The sequence below is a fragment of the Niallia taxi genome (assembly GCF_004005475.1).
GTDB classification, from domain to species: Bacteria; Bacillota; Bacilli; order Bacillales; family Cytobacillaceae; genus Niallia; species Niallia taxi.
Genome location: NZ_RZTZ01000001.1, coordinates 559,008 through 576,415, shown reverse-complemented (window position 1 = coordinate 576,415; position 17,408 = coordinate 559,008). Strand labels below are relative to the sequence as shown.

The following is a 17,408-nucleotide window of genomic DNA, read 5'->3' as shown; positions in this document are numbered from 1 at the left end:
AGAGGTGATATTGATGAACAAGAAGTACGGTAAATCGAAGAAAATACTTCCTTTATTATATGTATTAATTTTAATGATAAGTCTATTGCCGACATATACAAAAGCAGCAGACAACAGCTATGCAGTTAATGGTGGAATGGAAACGGACTTTTGGACAGACGGATCCTGGAGCTTTCCTAATTTAGATGATAGTCAGGTAGAGGTGCAGCATTTTGCTTATGCATCAGACGAATGGATAAGCCCTGCTGAAGGTCAGTATGCATTGAAGTATTGGGTAAAGGACACTGCAAGCAAACAAACCTTTACAGTGAAGCAAGCAGCTGAAACGCTACCTGCTGGGAAGTATGAATTAACAGTGAAAGCAATGGGTGGAGCAGATAAAGAAGCTGGACAGCTTGTACTGTTTGCCGGTTCAAGCAAAACAAGTCAGGCTGTCACAAAAGGCTATAACAACTGGGAAACGCAAACTTTGACGTTTGAGCTGTCTCAGGATACAGCAAATGTTGAATTCGGTGCTGAAATTTCAGGCGAGCCAAATTCATGGGGTTATTTGGATGGTTTTTCACTCGTAAAGGTGGATGGTGCAAATGAACCAGTGCAAAGTGATATTTTTGTTGAAAAAGTCGATGGGTTAAAAGATGATTTTATTAAAGGTGTCGATGTATCGAGTATTATTTCCCAAGAAAACAGTGGGGTGAAGTATTACAATCAAGAGGGTCAAGAGCAGGATATTTTCAAGACATTGGCTGATTCAGGCGTCAATTATGTACGTGTCCGCATCTGGAACGACCCATATGATGCAAGCGGAAATGGTTATGGCGGTGGAACGAATGATCTGGAAAAGGCAAAGGAAATCGGAAAAAGGGCTACAGCACAAGGAATGAAGCTGCTAGTAGACTTCCATTATTCTGATTTCTGGGCAGATCCTGCTAAACAGCAGGCACCAAAAGCATGGGCAAGTTTAAGCTTTGAGGATAAGAAAAAAGCATTATATTCATATACGAAGGACAGTCTGCAAGCATTGCTTAACGAAGGCATTGATATCGGCATGGTCCAGGTTGGCAATGAAACGAACGGTGGATTTGTTGGAGAAAAGGACTGGACAAAAATGTCTGAGCTGTTTAAGGAAGGCAGCAGGGCAATCAAGGAAGTGGATTCAAACATTCTGACAGCATTGCATTTCACTAATCCAGAAACAGCGGGCCGCTATGCATCAATCGCAAAAACACTTGACGATAACAATGTCGATTATGATGTATTTGCAAGCTCCTACTATCCGTTTTGGCATGGAACATTAAGCAACTTAACATCTGTTCTGAAAAATGTCGCGGACACATATGGCAAAAAAGTAATGGTGGCAGAAACATCGTATACATATACAGGTGATGATGGTGACGGCCATGAAAATACAGCACCAAAAAGCACTGGGCAAACATTAAATTATCCTGTCACCATTCAAGGACAAGCAACTGCAGTCCGAGATGTCATCAAGGCTGTTGCCGATATAGGTGATGCTGGCATTGGCGTGTTTTATTGGGAGCCTGCTTGGATTCCAGTCGGCACACCGGAAAATTTAGCACAAAATAAAGCGATTTGGGAGAAGTATGGCTCTGGCTGGGCATCCAGCTTTGCTGCAGAATATGATTCTCATGATGCCGGCGTGTGGTTCGGCGGAAGTGCTGTCGATAACCAGGCGTTATTCGACTTTGACGGAAAACCGCTTGCTTCGTTAAATGTATTTAACTACGTGAATACAGGCGCGGTGGCTCCATTAAAAATCGAAAAGCTGACCGAGGTTACAATAGAGGCAGCAGCAGGTGAAGCAATTAAGCTTCCTGAAACTGTAACAGCTGTTTATAATGATGGCACAGAAGGAGCGGTTGCTGTTACTTGGGATGAAAAGGCATTAAATGCAGCAATCCAAGCAGGAATAGGTAATTATGTCATAAATGGCACAGTGGAAAACGAAATGACCGTTAAAGCAAATCTGACTATTAAACCAGAAAACTATGTGCAGAATGCAAGCTTTGAAGAGGAAGACAAAAGCATGTGGACTATTGCCTATACTAATAGTCTAACACCACATGCTGACTTTTTGAAAAATGCTTCTGATGCAAAATCTGGCGAGCATTCATTGCATTTCTATTCAGCAGATGGCGTGGATTTCACTGTTGAACAGACAATCACAGGACTGTCCCCAGGCTATTATGATGCTTCCATGTTTATTCAAGGCGGAGATGCAGCTGCTGCCGACATGCAACTGTATGTAAAAGCGACTGATAAACAATATGATGAGCCAACTAATGTTACTGGGTGGAATAATTGGGCAAACCCGAAAATTAGCGATATTCTTGTCTTAGATGGAACGGTTACAATCGGTGCAAGCATTCAAGCGAACGCCGGCGCGTGGGGAAGCCTGGATGATTTCTCCTTCGTGAAGACCGCGGATTACGAGGAGGCTGGTGAAGAGGAAGAGCAGACACCGCCACCTGCACAGGACGATCAAGGAGAGGACTCCACCGAGCAGGAGGAAGTGCCTGCAGATGAAGAGGAAAGCAGTGCAACTCCTGTAAACCAAGAGGAACCAAAACAAGAATCAGAAAAAAATGATACAAATAAGCAAGTGAAAGAGGAGCACAAAAATGGACAAAAAGGCAGCAGCCTGCCTGATACAGCTACAAGCATTTTTAACTTCTTGCTGTTAGGTTCCGTGCTTTTAGTGAGCGGAGCAATTTTGTATAAACTATAAAAGCAAGCCTGTCACTATTCTGATAAGAGTGACAGGCTTTTTTGTATATTGTTATTTAACAAATAAAGAGAGTGAAACTGAAGCAACAACTGGAATGATTCCAATTGAAGCCCGAATCCACCAATTAATCGTCAATGATAATTCCTCCAGAAAATTATCTCTAAGCATTTACAAGTTAAGACATATATACGAATTTAAATACTTCTAAATTATCAAAAAATAACTAGAGAATTTAACCTATGTATGTTATTTTAGTATGGTAGCACTTTACCAAACTACCAAACTAAAGAAGCGTTAGTTTATACATATACTATTAAAAGGGATGATATGCATGAAGAATATTGTCATTATTGGCAGCAGTGGCGGCAACTTGTTTAATCTCGGCGGTGCTAAACCAGTACAGCTATTGGAAGAAATATTAAAGCAAGCACATGCAGCTGGATTGAATGTGAAAAATATCCAGTTTATCGCTGCAAAGGAATCGATGGATACTGCTAAAAGTAATACAGCCGCCGGGATATACGGCTATAAAGAGAACGCTGTGCTTCCTCTGTTCGAGGCATCCTTAAAAGAGGTTAACCATGAAGCAGCAAAGCTTGATCAAATGATTGCAGACAGCATAAGAAATGGGGAAGTGGACGGCATTATTGCGATGAGTGCTGACACGAAAGCTGTCAACAAGGAAACATTAGCTGCCGCCATTGAGAGTAAGCTGCCGATTGTGGGAACAGGGGGAACCTCTATGGCTGCAATGACTTCAATGGGCGCAAATGTTATTTCGTCCTCTGGAACGACAGGGTCAACAAGCAGAACAAGAGCCATTTCATTCATATCCTCCCTGTGTAAGCATTGGAACATAAAGTTTAACCCAATCATCGGTTCATACGAAAAGGCTCAACAAACAAATGCAGCTCCGTGGAAAAATATTAATATAAGAGGCATCATGGTTTCGTCTTTGCCAGGGTTTATTGCGATGGCTCTTATTCTTGCAGTCAGCCAAATACCAGCATTAAAAGGCTTAACTGATATTTTTGATTTAATGATAAACGCCTTGCCAGTTATGCTGGCAGTTATTGCAGCTAAACAAGTTTCTGAATTGGATGAAGTATCTATTATTGCAGGCGTTATTGCAGGTGTCTTATCTGTGCAAGGTGGGATCATCGGCGGGATAATCGGAGGGATTGCCGCAGGTATTCTCGTGCAATTCTTCTTCCGCAAATGTATCGAATGGAAATTTCCGATTACAACGGTTAATATTGTCAGCGGTGGATTATCAGGACTTATTGCTGGATTAATTGTTTACTATTTAATTGGCCCTGTTGCACTGCAAGCCGGAAACTTAATTAAAGAGATCATTGAACAAACGGTAGCATTTAATCCAATCCTTGCAGGCGTACTTGCAGGTGTGCTCATATGGCCGGCGATTTTAGGTGGAGTGTACCATGCCGCTATCCTGCCGATTGTGCTGCTTGAAATGGAGAAAACAGGCAACAGCTTTTTAGGAGCTGTCGATATGGTCGGCTTAGTTATGGTAGCAGCAGGAATTAATCTTGCCAACATCATTGCACCAAGAGACAGAGGCGAAAGTGCTGTTGCAGCACCGGGCTTTTTAATTAATATGGGCTTTGGCACATTCGTTGAATCAGCCTATCCGTTTATGTTTTCTAATAAAATTGTCTTTGGCGGAGCGCTTGTGTCTGCAGGAATAGGCGGAGCACTTGTCGGACTGTTTAATGTAAGGGGAACTGCTTATGTGCCATCCTTTACAGCACCTTTTCTGTCTAATAATATTACAGGCTTCATCATTGCCATGGCAGTGCCGCTTATCGTAGCATTTCTGATTACATTAGCTGCAAATAAGCTTCCGGCCAAAAAGAAGGCAGCTAAAAAGAGTGAAGATGAGGTTGCGGTTTAAATAAAAAAATCCCATTTTAAATAATGGGATTTTTTTTATTTAGGAAAACGAATATAATTAGTACAGGTACTATTTTTTTTTAGGCAATTTTTTTATTGCCAGACTGGAGGCATAAGATGTACAGCTTTAAAAACGATTATAGTGAAGGGGCTCATCCCAAGATCCTGCAAGGACTTATAGAAACAAATCTTGTACAGGAAGCAGGTTACGGGGAGGATAGCTTTACACTGCAAGCAATTGATCTTATAAAAGAAAAAATGGAGAATACGGATGTAGATATTCATTTGCTTTCTGGTGGGACACAAACTAATCTTACAGCGATATCGGCTTTTTTAAGACCGCATGAAGCTGCGATTGCACCAGCAAGCGGTCATATATTTGTTCATGAAACAGGAGCAATTGAGGCGACAGGTCATAAGGTTGTCACAATTGACACAGAGGATGGCAAGCTGACACCGGCTTATATTCAGCAGGTGCTTGATGAACATACGGATGAACATATGGTCAAGCCAAAGCTTGTATACATATCTAATTCAACAGAAATCGGCTCTATCTATCAAAAAAGCGAGCTGCAAGAATTGAAGAGCTTCTGTGCCAATCATAATCTGTTGTTGTTTTTGGACGGAGCTAGACTAGGGTCTGCATTATGTGCTGATAACAATGATCTTCAATTAAGTGATTTACCTAATCTTGTCGATGCCTTTTACATTGGCGGCACGAAAAACGGTGCTTTGCTTGGAGAAGCGCTAGTTATTGTTCGTGAAGATTTGAAAGCAGATTTCCGCTATCATATTAAGCAAAAGGGAGCATTACTGGCAAAAGGCAGATTACTAGGCATCCAGTTTTTAGAGCTATTCCGTGATGATTTATTCTTTGAGCTTGCCGAACATGCGAACAAAATGGCTGGTCTTTTAAGAGAAGGCCTGCAAAAGGAGAATATTGAATTTTTGATCGATTCTCCGACAAATCAAATTTTTCCGATTTTACCTAATGAACGAATTCAAAAGCTGCAAAAAAATTATGCTTTTATAGTATGGAGTAAATTTGATGCAGAAAGATCGACAATCCGTTTAGTAACCTCTTGGGCAACGAAAGAGGAAGCAGTCCATCAGTTTTTAAAGGATATAAAGGCATAATAGGTATATAAAAAATTTACGAAACAAGTGTGAGTTTTATTTCATGCTTGTTTTTTAAAATAAAAATGTAAGTGTTTACATTATGAAAATAGCACTGTTATAATCAAACTACATAATCAGTTTTTATTATTCTTGGCTGAGAACATTCAAGCGGAAAAGGAGGATTACGAAATGAACAAATTCAGTGGAATCATTCCCCCAGTATCAACGATTTTTGATAAGGAGGGAAGGCTTAGTGAAGTGGAAATGGGGCATTTAATTGACAAGCTAATCGACGCTGGTGTAAATGGCTTGTTGTTTCTCGGAACCGGTGGTGAGTTCAGTCAAATGTCCACAGAGGAAAGGATGGAAACAGCAGAGTTTGCTGTCGGTTATGTAAACAAAAGGGTACCTGTATTGATTGGAACAGGCAGTACGAATGCAAGGGAAGCGGTGAGCTTAAGCAAGCATGCTCAAAAAATTGGCGCTGACGGAGTAATGGTAATAAACCCTTATTATTGGAGCTTGACGGAAGAAAATCTTTTTGGCTATTTTAGTGATATTGCAGAAGCCGTTGACCTGCCCATTCTTCTTTATAATTTTCCGAATCTTACAGGCCAAGACTTGAGCCCTGAATTTGTGGCCCGCCTTGTCGATCACTATCCTCATATTGTTGGGATAAAGGAAACGGTTGATTCGATTGGCCATATTCGGGATATGATTCTGCAAGTAAAAGGTAAGCATCCGCAGTTTTCCGTTTTATGCGGCTATGATGATCACCTGTTAAATACCCTCCAGCTTGGCGGAGACGGCACAATTTCTGCAAGCGGTAACTTTGCACCACAATTGTCTGTTGGCATTTATCGTTCCTACATAGATGGCGACATAACAGAAGCCACTTCTCTATACAAACAACTGGCCATCCTCCCGCAGCTATACAAGCTTGACAGCCCATTTGTAAATGTAATCAAAGAGGCGATAAAGCTGTGCGGTTTGAACATTTCAACATATGTACTGCCTCCATCAACACCGCTTAGTCAAGAGAAACAGGAGCAAGTTAAAGCTATATTGACAGAAGCAGGTGTTTTGCCTGCTGTAAAAAAATAAAATCTACATCCAAAAACAGATGAACAAGCTGTTTTTGGATGCTTATGAATATAATAATTTCAGCAAGAGCTTATACATTTGCAAAAGTGAAGGCATGTATATGGAGCGTGTGAATAAGTATTATGGTTTATTGTCTCATTAATTCTTGAACCGCTGGAATATCGGCAGGAGCCCAGTTTAATGATTCCAAGCTATCCCTTTTTAGCCAAATCAACTTGGCATGCTCACTAGCTACCGGAGTGCCAGAGACGATAGCTGCCTTCACACAAGTTAATGTAATGGTAAAAGAATCATATTCATGTGTGTTTATATGAAAGACCTCTGTTGCCTGAATAGTGCACCCAAGCTCCTCCATTATTTCTCTTTCTATAGCTGTAAAGGTATTTTCCCCTGCTTCAATTTTTCCTCCTGGGAACTCCCATCTATTTGGCAAGGACATTATTGGTGAACGAAGAGCACATAATATTTCGTTTTGTTCGTTTTCAATGATTCCTGCAACTACATTTACAACCTTATTCAACTTGTATATCCCCCTAGTTCATTTGGTATCATAATAGCATTTTTTTCGAAATGAGCCTATTTTCAAAAAGGGCATTAAATGCCAAGCTATCTTTTTAGGAGAATTTATTATATATGCTGGTCCCAATTTTTGAGGACAGCATATTTTAATAAATAAGAATTTGCTGTGTCCTAATTTTCTTTGCTTAAACTTTATATGCATTATGAGCCCCTTCATGGCAACCATCTATAAATATACATTAGAAGTGAATTAGTTGGTGTTTTTTTGCAATAGAAATGCTAAAAGTAAAAGCAGCCTAATCTGCTATAGAAATATCCAGTCTTTCCCATGCTAGGTAAGGCGTACAGCTTTTTTAGTAGAATAAGAGTATGAATGGAAGAAGGAATAATAGAAAGAAAAAATTATTTAAGAAAAGTACCGTGAGATTTGGAAAATAAATAACTTGGTGAATTTTGAAATAATGATTGAATCTTTTAGGGGAATTTGTTAAATTAGAAGAAATCAAAAGACTGTGTGTGACTGGCGAAACGCGGGGGTAACCGTAGGGGAGCACATGGTGTCGATGCCGTTCGCCTGGGCAGAGGTAAGGGAATAAAGCTTTCTCTTTTTCCTTTGCCTCTTTCTCTTTATGGAAGAGATTTTGGGCTATTTTTGGTCAAATCGCAAAGGATTTTGCGAACTATTTTATGGGAAGAGGAGCAATTAACATGAGCACAACGCTTTTAGACAAAGTGAAAACAATCAAAACCTTGAATAATATCGCAGGCAGCGGGTTGAACGTGTTTAAAAAGGAAAACTTTATCATTGATAATGACAGTGAAAATCCGGATGCAATTGTCGTTCGCAGCTATAATATGCATGCAATTGATTTTGGGGATAAATTAAAAGCAATCGCACGTGCAGGCGCAGGTGTTAACAATATTCCAGTCGAAAAATGCACAGAACAAGGTATTGTTGTTTTCAATACACCAGGAGCAAATGCCAATGCTGTTAAGGAAATGGTGCTGACTTCTTTAATGGCTTCTTCTCGAAACCTATTTGATGGTGTTGCTTGGGCGAAAAACCTAAAGGATGAAGGCGAGCAAATTCCAAAGCTTGTTGAGGCAGGTAAAAAGCAATTTGTTGGTAAGGAAATCAAAGGAAAAACATTAGGTGTTATCGGCTTAGGCGCAATTGGAGCACTTGTTGCAAATGATGCGCTTGATTTAGATATGGATGTTATCGGCTTTGATCCATTCATTTCTGTTGATACAGCATGGAACCTTTCTCGAAATGTACAGCGTGCTATGACACTTGAGCAGCTGTTTGCAGAAAGCGACTATATTACTGTTCATGTACCATTAACTAATGATACAAAAGGCATGTTTAATAAAGAAGCCTTCAGCATTATGAAGGAAGGCGTGCAAATACTAAACTTCTCTCGCGGTGAGCTAGTGAACGAAATTGATATGGCTGTTGCTTTAGAAAATGGAGAAGTCGGCAGATATATTACAGATTTCCCTAACGAAAATGTTTTGAAAATGAAAAATATCATTCCAGTTCCACATCTTGGTGCATCAACACAGGAATCTGAAGAAAACTGTGCTATTATGGCTGCACGTCAAGTGAAGGATTATTTAGAAACAGGGAATATAAAGAACTCTGTTAACTTCCCAAATGTGTACCTTCCATACACAGGCAAGCAGAGAGTTGCTGCTTTCCATAAAAACGTACCAAACATGGTTGGACAGATTACAATGGCGATTTCCGGCTACAGCTTGAACATTGCAGACATGGTTAACAGAAGCCGTGGTGAATATGCATACACGATGATTGATATCGACAATGAAGTCGAAGGAGATATCATTCCTTCCTTAGAAGCGAAAATCCGTGAAATTGAAGGAATTGTTACTACTCGTGTGCTTTAATAAGAAAGCTCTCACTATAAGGTGAGAGCTTTTTTATGATTAAAATTATTAATAGAATAAATAGTCAAAATTTTCTTGGAATTAATTGACCAGTATAATCCTGAAACGTATAATGAAACCATTATTTTAAAGAAAACGCAAAAAAACTATCTAAGAAAGAGTTACAAATGTTAACTCTCATATCAGGCATAAGTAACTTTACATAAAATAACAGGAAAAGCCCACCCTAAGCTTGGATAGGAGGTGGGATAATGGAAAACGATAAAGGATCAAAAATGCCAGACTTCAACAGTTTAGATGATCGTCTTATTGGAGATGGTCTTAACCAGGCTGCTTTTTCCATGAAAACAAATTTGGACCCTAAAGACCCTTTGGAAAATAATCCGTATTTTGATAAAACAAAGGAATACAGTAAGGAAGAACTGGAGAAATTCAAAAAGTTTTTTGGTGGTAAATAGCTGTTAGTACGATGCCAAGGTATGCAAGTATTGCTGCCTTGGCATTACATTATAAAAAGAATTTCAGTAAATTATCCTAGATTTTGACTGGACTTACTGAATTATATCGAGGAGGAATTGGAATGCTGGAAGCTTGGAATGAACAATTGGAGAAAATGTATGAAAAAATGGTAGAGTGGAGACGGCATTTCCATCAGTATCCAGAGCTGACTAACCAAGAATATAAAACATCTAAAATGATTGCAGATATTTTGACAGATTTCGGGATTGATATCAGAACAAACGTTGGTTCCATGGGAGTACTCGGTTATATTAATGGAGCTAAACCGGGAAAGACAATTGCTTTACGTGCGGATTTTGATGCATTGCCGATTCAGGATGAAAAGGAGGTGCCATATAAGTCGAAGGTTGACGGTGTTATGCATGCATGTGGCCATGACGGTCACACAGCCACATTGCTCGCAGTAGGCAAAGTATTGTATGACAATCGGGACAGTCTTGCAGGCAAGGTTGTGCTGCTCTTCCAGCATGCAGAGGAAGGCGGTGGCGGCGCAAAGCAGATGATTGCAGACAATTGCCTTGCTGGTGTGGATGCGGTATTTGCCAACCATTTATGGAGCTTAAATCCAACAGGAGAAATTTCATTTACAAAAGGTTATACAACAGCAGCAGGAGATGGCTTTTCCATAAAAATTAAAGGGAAGGGTGGCCATGGATCCTCTCCGCATGATACGGTCGATTCAATAGCAATTGCGGGAGCTTTGATTAATCAGCTTCAATACATTGTCAGCCGCAGAGTCCATCCCCAAAAAACAGCCGTCCTGACGATAGGCTCCATCCATGCCGGCAATGCAGCAAATGTAATTGCTGATTCTGCTTTAATGAAGGGGACTGTGAGAACATATGAAAAGGAAGTTCAACAGCTTGTTAAAGAAGCGATGGAGGATACGATAAAAGGAATCTGCACAAGCCAAAAGGCTGACTATGAGTTTAAATACCACCTTGGAATGCCCGCAGTTTATAATCATCCTGCTGAAACAGATATTTTTGCAAATGCTATTGCTTCTGCCCTCCCAGAAATCATATTGAATGAGGTTCCCCCTCTGCTTGTCAGTGAAGATTTTGCGCTTTATTTAGAGGGAATTCCCGGAATGCTCTTTTTTACTGGGGCAGGAAATGAGGAAATTCAAGCAGTCTATCCACATCATCACCCTAAATTTGATTTTGATGAAAAGGCAATGCTCACATCAGGAAAAGCAATGCTTGCTATTATCGATTATTATTTAGCAGGAAAAACGTCGGATAATAAAGCCATAACCATGAAATAAGGTCGAAATGGTCTTGGATCCGTTATAGGACGATAGGCTTTTGATTTTTTAGGGGTTTGTTTAGGACATTTTGAGGCGATACAGTATATGATGAATACTGATTAAACTTCTTTTAATAGGGAAAAGTAAAAAAATTAGTAGTAAAGGAGATGGATGACAGATGCAAATCCCTATCGGTGTTTCCAATAGGCATATCCATTTAACAAAAGAAGATGTGGACAAGCTGTTTGGTGATAATTATGAACTGACAAGCAAAAAGGAGCTATCACAGCCTGGTGAGTTTGCTGCAGAAGAAACGGTCACAATTAAAACAGATAAATCAGAAATACAAGGAGTTCGTATTCTTGGCCCAATCCGTCCGTTAACACAGGTGGAAATTTCTAAAACGGATGCACGTAAGCTCCATATTAATCCTCCGATTCGTCCTTCAGGGAAAATTGATGGCACACCAGGAATCAAGATCATTGGTCCTAATGGCGAAATTACTATTGATAAGGGCGTTATTATTGCTGAACGCCATATCCATATGACAAATGCAGACGCAGATAGTTTTGGTGTGAAGGATGGGCAATATGTGAGTGTAAAAACAGCTGGAGAAAGAGAGTTAACCTTTAACAAAGTTCTTATTAGAGTGAAGGATACGTATGCATTGGACATGCATATCGATACAGATGAAGCAAACGCAGCAGGGCTTCAAACAGGCGACACGGGAGAGCTAATAAAATAACAGTTAAAACGGGGCATATCTGCCGCGTTTTTTTTTGTGGTTGACGAAAAAGACATATGTCGTTATCATTTGTATTAATAATACGTTTTAATACGTATTTTAAAACGCACAAGATTGATAGATATAGGGGAGATAGACATGAACGTAAAGGATATTATTAGAGAAATTCAAGCAAACAGGGAGGAAGGAATCAAAGATTTATATTTAGTTGCATGTGGTGGCTCTTTAGTTGATATGTACTTATCTGAATATTTCCTCAAAAGTGAAGCGAAGCAGATGAGAGTATCTCTTTATACAAGCAATGAGTTTGTCCATGCAGTCCCAAAAGCCCTTGGAAGTCACTCGCTTGTTGTTGTTTGCTCACATGGTGGAAATACAAAGGAATCGGTAGAAGCAGCAAAAACTGCCCAGGAGCATGGTGCGGCAACGATCACATTAACACATAATGAAACAGGGGCATTGATAAGTAATAGCGACTATAATATTCTTTATAAATGGGGCGAAGAAACGGACGTAAAAGACAATCCGATGGCTATTATTTTCAATATTGCTGTCGAAGCACTGCACAGCACAGAAGGCTACGATAATTACGAGAAGGTCATGAAAGGATTAGAGCAGGTTAATACAATAATCGCTAAAGCAAGGGTGCAAGTGGCTGAAAGAGCTAAGGCCTTTGCGGAAAAATATCAGCATGAAAATATGTTTTACGTATTATCAAGTGGAGCTTCCTATGGTCACGCCTATGGGTTCTCGATTTGCTCGCTTATGGAAATGCAATGGGTGCATGCTTCGGCCATTCATTCTGGTGAGTATTTTCATGGACCGTTCGAGGTGACAGATAAGGAAACACCGTATATTTTACTTATGAATGAAGGCAGAACAAGACCTTTGGATGAAAGGGCTCTTACTTTCTTAAAACAATATGGCGAAAAGATAGAAGTGGTCGATTGTAAGGAATTAGGTATTAATACGATTGATGATGAGGTAGTCGAATTTTTCAATCCTATTGTGTTTTACAGCATTTTGAGTGTTTATCGGGCAGAGCTGGCAGAAATCAGAAAGCACCCATTAGAAACAAGAAGATATATGGGCAAAGTTGCTTACTAAGGCAGCATCCGCTTTTCTTTTGACATAATTGATTAATTGAGCACTATTGTATAATCAGTGTACAGTACATATACAGCACAGAGGAGGGATTTTGTTGAGGGTATTGGGGATTGGCGATAATGTTGTTGATAAATATACATATAAACGAGTAATGTATCCAGGGGGGAATGCGCTGAACTTCAGTGTTTATGCACAAATGCTTGGAGAGAGTGCTGCTTATTTAGGTATATTCGGGACAGATGATGAAGCATTTCATATTAAGGCTGTACTACAAGAATTAGAGATTGATACAAGCCGCTGTAAGGAAATCGAAGGGGAGAGTGGATATGCTCTCGTTGGCCTTGAGAACGGTGACCGCGTATTTTTGGAAAGTAATGAAGGTGGTATTAGACAATATCATAAGCTCCAATTAGAAGAGGAGGATATGAAGTATATTCAATCCTTTGACCTGCTGCATACAAGCAAGTATAGCTATATGGAAGAGGCGATGCCAAAGCTAAGAGCGGCAGGTGTGCCAATTTCCTTTGATTTCTCTGACGATTTTACTGAGGAGTATCTGTCTGAAATTGGTCCGAATGTTGATTTTAGCTTTCTGTCATGCAGCCATTTATCACTATCAGAGGCAAAGAATACGTTAAAGAAAATGATTTCTTTAGGAAACAAATTAGCGGTTGCGACAATGGGAGCAGACGGAGCACTTCTATATGATGGAAACAGTTTTTATAAGCAAAAGCCAAGGCTGATTGAGGCTGTGGATACGTTAGGTGCAGGAGACTCCTTTTTGACTGCTTTTCTCGTTCATTTACTGCAATATGAACAGGAAGGCATTGAAGCTGCTCTTGCTAAAGGGGCAGAATTTGCCGCTTCGTCCTGTCTTGTAGAAGGTGCGTTTGGATATGGGAAGGCCTATTAAAGAGGAAATGATTTATTTATCGCTACGTCTTTGTTATCCTTGGAGTAAATGAATGAAATAGTGGGTGACAGCAAAAATGATTAAGCAAGAGAACCGTGTTCCTCTGTATATTCAGCTGAAAGAAACGTTGCGTACAGAGATTACTGCTAACCGCTTGAAGGCTGGTGACAAGATTCCGACAGAGGTAGAGCTCAGCGATAAATATAATATAAGCAGAGTTACTGTCCGTAAGGCAATCACTGAGCTGGTTGAAGAAGGATATCTTGTAAAAAAGCAAGGAAAAGGGACATTTGTTCAGACACAGAAGATTGACAGGAAAATTCTCCATTTAAAAAGCTTTACTGCTTCATGTGAAGCACATGGCTTAAAAGTAACAAGCAAGGTTATTAAAAAGGAAATAATCGACGCGGACACAAATCAAAAAGAACGGCTGATGCTAGAAGCAGATGATCAGCTTATTCACATCCAAAGAGTCCGATTCGCAGATGATCTGCCGCTTATGCTCGAAAATAACTTCTATTCCTTTAAACGGTATAAATTTTTACTTGAAGAAAATCTCGACGGCTCTCTTTACGAGCTGCTTCAGGAAAAATACAATATTAACCTTAATAATGCTGGAGAAACCTCCTTGGAAATAGCTAGAGCCTCTGAAAAAGAAGCACCATTGCTTGATGTGACAGTGGGAGAGCCGCTTTTCTATTTAGAAACAGTTGTTTCTGATGATGATATCCCAGTTTATTTAGGAAAACAGTATATTATTGGGGAACGCTATAAATTTTCGTTTTAATAATGATGCAATCTTCACAGGAAGATTGCTTTTTTGTTGATTTGGGATGGGGAGTGTTAAACGATTGGGCGCTATTGGCTTGAGGTCTGTGATAAGTCAACATCGATTCGCTACCGCTCACCGTGTTTCCTTTATCTCCGTCGAGGCCTTCCAGTTTCTCCGTCGCTAAACGATCGCCCTGCACTTTTCTGTGTCCAGTTCCGATGGCCTAGCGCCTATTGGACTTCACACGTCTCCCTGCGATAAGTCAACATCCCCTCACTATCGTTCGGTGTGTTTCCTTTATCTCAGTCGAAGTGCTCCAGTCCATACGGCGCTAAACAGGCCATCTGCACTTTTCAGTGTCCAGTTCCGGGCGCTATCGGCTCGAGGTCATAAGCCAAGCTGTCCAAGAAGGTGAAAGAACATCCCCTTCTCGACCATCTCGTCTTATGCATGTCGCCGAAACCCAAGCACCCTACACTTTTCATTGTCCAGTTCCGGGCGATCAGCGTCTGCGAAACTTCAGTCCCCTCCCTGCGATAAGTCAACATCGATTCGCTACCGCTCATCGTGTTTCCTTTATCTCAGTCGAGGCCTTCCAGTTTCTCCGTCGCTAAACAATCGCCCTGCACTTTTCTGTAAATTCTAATAATATGTTGACTATGTTGTTGGAAAGTAGTATAAATAAGTAAAACGTCATAAAACGTATTATAAGATACATATGTGCTGGATGGAGGGGTTTTTTTGAAGAAGAGGGTTTTGGGGATTGTTTTGCTGTTAGTTTGTATGCTGTTAGCTGCTTGTGGTAAAAGTGCGTCTGGCGGGGATGGGGATAAGAAGCAATTGGTGATGGGAACGTCGGCTGATTACTCTCCGTTTGAGTATATTGATACAGCGACTAGCGAGGATATTATTGGTTTTGATGTGGATATTGCTAAGGCGCTTGGTGAGAAGCTTGGATATGAAATTGTTGTGAAGGATATGGATTTTAGTGGATTGATTACATCACTTCAATCAGGGAAGGTTGATTTCGTTATGGCTGGGATGGAGCCGACTCCTGAACGCAGTAAAAATGTTGACTTCACAGATTCTTATTTCCGAAGTGATATTTTAATGGTTGTTGCTAAAGATGGGGATGTTCAGTCTTTTGAAGATATTAAAGGGAAAACGGTTGGAGTGCAAATCGGTTCGATTCAAGCAGATAAAGCAAAAGAGCTGCAGAAGGAAGTGGACTTTCAAGTGGAAACTAGAGACAGAGTCCCTGACTTGGTAGAGGAATTGAAGAGTGGTCGCTTTGATGGTGTATTGATGGAAGAGGCTGTTTCTAAAGGATACTTAAAGAATAATGACAGTTTAAAGGTCATCTCTGTGCCTAATAATGAAACAATCGGGGCTTCCATTGCATTTCAAAAGGATAGTGAGTTTACAGAGAAATTTAACAAAGAACTAGCTGTAATGAAGGAAAATGGAGAATTGGATGAGCTTGTTTCAAAATGGTTTGGTGGAGTGGAATAAGTAGATTTATTGCAGGGGATATATAATATAGAAGAAACTAGGATAAAAGGGATGCAGAATTGTCTGTGTCCCTTTTTATTGTCGCAAATTACAGGAGTTTTAGGTAAATAAATATATTCATTGTAAAAAGTAAAATAATATGTTAGAATCTCTTACTAATTTATGCAATTCTGAATAATTTTATTATATAATTTGATTAAGTAAACAACATTGTACAAACATAAACAGATTGAACATATTTGTTCAAAGAAGGAGTAATTTTTTTCGGCAGCATGAATAAAATGTAGCAAGAGGCTTGAAAACAAGGAGGATTGAAGGAAAATGGAAGTGCTTATGAGGAATATGTTTCAATCATTAGCAAAAAATCAGCCTGCCAATAAACTTGCAAAAAGATATGGACTTCGGTTGGGTGCAGCAAGATTTGTTGCAGGGGAGTCAATCAATATGGCCATTGATGCTGTAAAAAAATTAAATAAAGAAGGCAAGGTCGTGACATTGGACCATCTTGGTGAATTTATTTCGACAGAGGCAGAGGCTGTTGAATCAGCTGCGATGTGTATCCAAACACTGGATGCTATTGCAGAGGCAAAGGCGGAATCAAATTTATCCTTGAAAATGACATCGCTCGGTTTGGATATTAACAGAGAATTATGCATGAAGAATATGCGTAATATCCTCGACCGTGCAAAGTCATATGGAAATTTTGTAAGAATTGACATGGAGGATTATGGTCATTGTCAGGAATCCATCAATATTTATAAAGAGCTTCGCCAGGAATATAATAATGTCGGTATTGTTCTGCAAGCATATTTGTACAGAACAGAAGCAGATATCGCTGATTTAAATGATCTTCATGCTAATCTTCGTCTTGTGAAGGGAGCTTATAAAGAATCGCCAAGTGTCGCTTTTCCAGAAAAAAAGGATGTCGATGAAAATTTCAAAAAAATAATTAAGCAGCATTTGCTGAACGGTAACTATGCAGCTGTAGCAACACATGATGAGGCAATGGTTGAATATGCAAAATCGGTTGTGGAGGAATACGGCATTCATAAAGACCAATTTGAATTTCAAATGCTTTATGGAATCTGTGAGGACCTTCAGGACAGACTTGTGAAGGAAGGCTATAAAGTCAGGATTTATGTTCCTTACGGTATTGACTGGTTCGGCTACTTTATGAGAAGGCTCGCAGAAAGACCTGCAAACGTTTGGTTTATCGTCAAGAATTTTTTTAAGTAAGTGTCTTTCAACGTTTTTATTTAAAAACAATAACAAAGGGGA

The 17,408-nt window shown here is 39.8% G+C and carries 14 protein-coding genes and 1 riboswitch; of the genes, 13 read left to right on the top strand and 1 reads right to left on the bottom strand.

What is annotated here, in order from left to right; genetic code table 11:
• Positions 1-13 precede the first annotated feature (13 nt).
• The 4 genes from EM808_RS02820 (at position 14) to EM808_RS02805 (ending at position 6,886) form a co-directional block, all read left to right on the top strand.
• On the top strand, positions 14-2,749 hold the full coding sequence (locus EM808_RS02820; protein ID WP_127735509.1) for a glycosyl hydrolase 53 family protein: 2,736 nt from the start codon (positions 14-16) through the stop codon (positions 2,747-2,749).
• 331 nt (positions 2,750-3,080) lie between these two features.
• Positions 3,081-4,664, top strand: coding sequence for a PTS sugar transporter (locus EM808_RS02815; RefSeq protein WP_127735506.1), 1,584 nt, complete (start codon positions 3,081-3,083; stop codon positions 4,662-4,664).
• Positions 4,665-4,780: 116 nt separating this feature from the next.
• Positions 4,781-5,800, top strand: a complete 1,020-nt coding sequence (locus EM808_RS02810; RefSeq protein WP_127735503.1) for a threonine aldolase family protein — start codon at positions 4,781-4,783, stop codon at positions 5,798-5,800.
• Between the two features lie 171 nt (positions 5,801-5,971).
• Entirely contained in the window at positions 5,972-6,886 is a 915-nt protein-coding gene (locus EM808_RS02805; protein WP_127735500.1) for a dihydrodipicolinate synthase family protein, read from the top strand.
• 127 nt (positions 6,887-7,013) lie between these two features.
• Here EM808_RS02805 and EM808_RS02800 read toward each other — a convergent pair whose 3' ends face one another.
• Complete coding sequence (locus EM808_RS02800; RefSeq protein ID WP_127735497.1) at positions 7,014-7,406, bottom strand: (deoxy)nucleoside triphosphate pyrophosphohydrolase; 393 nt, start codon at positions 7,404-7,406, stop codon at positions 7,014-7,016.
• Between the two features lie 505 nt (positions 7,407-7,911).
• Positions 7,912-7,992, top strand: a riboswitch (ZMP/ZTP riboswitch).
• A 121-nt stretch (positions 7,993-8,113) separates the two neighbouring features.
• Between EM808_RS02800 and EM808_RS02795 the strand changes: the two genes are divergently transcribed.
• The 9 genes from EM808_RS02795 (at position 8,114) to EM808_RS02755 (ending at position 17,366) form a co-directional block, all read left to right on the top strand.
• Positions 8,114-9,313, top strand: a complete 1,200-nt coding sequence (locus tag EM808_RS02795; RefSeq protein ID WP_127735494.1) for a phosphoglycerate dehydrogenase — start codon at positions 8,114-8,116, stop codon at positions 9,311-9,313.
• A 251-nt stretch (positions 9,314-9,564) separates the two neighbouring features.
• Positions 9,565-9,771 carry a hypothetical protein gene (locus tag EM808_RS02790; protein WP_127735492.1) on the top strand — a complete coding sequence of 69 codons (207 nt, stop codon included), beginning with the start codon at positions 9,565-9,567 and terminating at the stop codon, positions 9,769-9,771.
• Positions 9,772-9,893: 122 nt separating this feature from the next.
• Positions 9,894-11,099: a M20 metallopeptidase family protein gene (locus EM808_RS02785; protein WP_127735489.1), complete on the top strand. Its 1,206-nt coding sequence runs from the start codon at positions 9,894-9,896 to the stop codon at positions 11,097-11,099.
• Positions 11,100-11,259: 160 nt separating this feature from the next.
• Positions 11,260-11,826, top strand: coding sequence for a phosphate propanoyltransferase (gene pduL / locus EM808_RS02780; protein WP_127735486.1), 567 nt, complete (start codon positions 11,260-11,262; stop codon positions 11,824-11,826).
• A gap of 138 nt (positions 11,827-11,964) precedes the next feature.
• The gene (locus EM808_RS02775; RefSeq protein WP_127735483.1) at positions 11,965-12,933 is read left to right on the top strand and encodes an SIS domain-containing protein; all 969 of its coding nucleotides are present in this window, start codon (positions 11,965-11,967) and stop codon (positions 12,931-12,933) included.
• Positions 12,934-13,027: 94 nt separating this feature from the next.
• On the top strand, positions 13,028-13,846 hold the full coding sequence (locus tag EM808_RS02770) for a fructoselysine 6-kinase (RefSeq protein ID WP_205685833.1): 819 nt from the start codon (positions 13,028-13,030) through the stop codon (positions 13,844-13,846).
• Between the two features lie 76 nt (positions 13,847-13,922).
• Positions 13,923-14,633, top strand: a complete 711-nt coding sequence (locus EM808_RS02765) for a GntR family transcriptional regulator (RefSeq protein WP_127735481.1) — start codon at positions 13,923-13,925, stop codon at positions 14,631-14,633.
• A gap of 726 nt (positions 14,634-15,359) precedes the next feature.
• A complete protein-coding gene (locus tag EM808_RS02760; RefSeq protein ID WP_127735478.1) occupies positions 15,360-16,130 on the top strand; it encodes a transporter substrate-binding domain-containing protein in 771 nt (256 codons plus the stop codon).
• A 321-nt stretch (positions 16,131-16,451) separates the two neighbouring features.
• The gene (locus EM808_RS02755) at positions 16,452-17,366 is read left to right on the top strand and encodes a proline dehydrogenase family protein (RefSeq protein ID WP_127735476.1); all 915 of its coding nucleotides are present in this window, start codon (positions 16,452-16,454) and stop codon (positions 17,364-17,366) included.
• Positions 17,367-17,408 lie beyond the last annotated feature (42 nt).

What these genes read in the sequence shown, in the direction of transcription:
- EM808_RS02790 (WP_127735492.1), top strand. Translation starts at nt 9,565, where the DNA reads ATGGAAAACGATAAAGGATCAAAAATGCCAGACTTCAACAGTTTAGAT.
- EM808_RS02795 (WP_127735494.1), top strand. Translation starts at nt 8,114, where the DNA reads ATGAGCACAACGCTTTTAGACAAAGTGAAAACAATCAAAACCTTGAAT.
- EM808_RS02765 (WP_127735481.1), top strand. Translation starts at nt 13,923, where the DNA reads ATGATTAAGCAAGAGAACCGTGTTCCTCTGTATATTCAGCTGAAAGAA.
- EM808_RS02775 (WP_127735483.1), top strand. Translation starts at nt 11,965, where the DNA reads ATGAACGTAAAGGATATTATTAGAGAAATTCAAGCAAACAGGGAGGAA.
- EM808_RS02755 (WP_127735476.1), top strand. Translation starts at nt 16,452, where the DNA reads ATGGAAGTGCTTATGAGGAATATGTTTCAATCATTAGCAAAAAATCAG.
- pduL (WP_127735486.1), top strand. Translation starts at nt 11,260, where the DNA reads ATGCAAATCCCTATCGGTGTTTCCAATAGGCATATCCATTTAACAAAA.
- EM808_RS02820 (WP_127735509.1), top strand. Translation starts at nt 14, where the DNA reads ATGAACAAGAAGTACGGTAAATCGAAGAAAATACTTCCTTTATTATAT.
- EM808_RS02815 (WP_127735506.1), top strand. Translation starts at nt 3,081, where the DNA reads ATGAAGAATATTGTCATTATTGGCAGCAGTGGCGGCAACTTGTTTAAT.
- EM808_RS02785 (WP_127735489.1), top strand. Translation starts at nt 9,894, where the DNA reads ATGCTGGAAGCTTGGAATGAACAATTGGAGAAAATGTATGAAAAAATG.
- EM808_RS02810 (WP_127735503.1), top strand. Translation starts at nt 4,781, where the DNA reads ATGTACAGCTTTAAAAACGATTATAGTGAAGGGGCTCATCCCAAGATC.
- EM808_RS02805 (WP_127735500.1), top strand. Translation starts at nt 5,972, where the DNA reads ATGAACAAATTCAGTGGAATCATTCCCCCAGTATCAACGATTTTTGAT.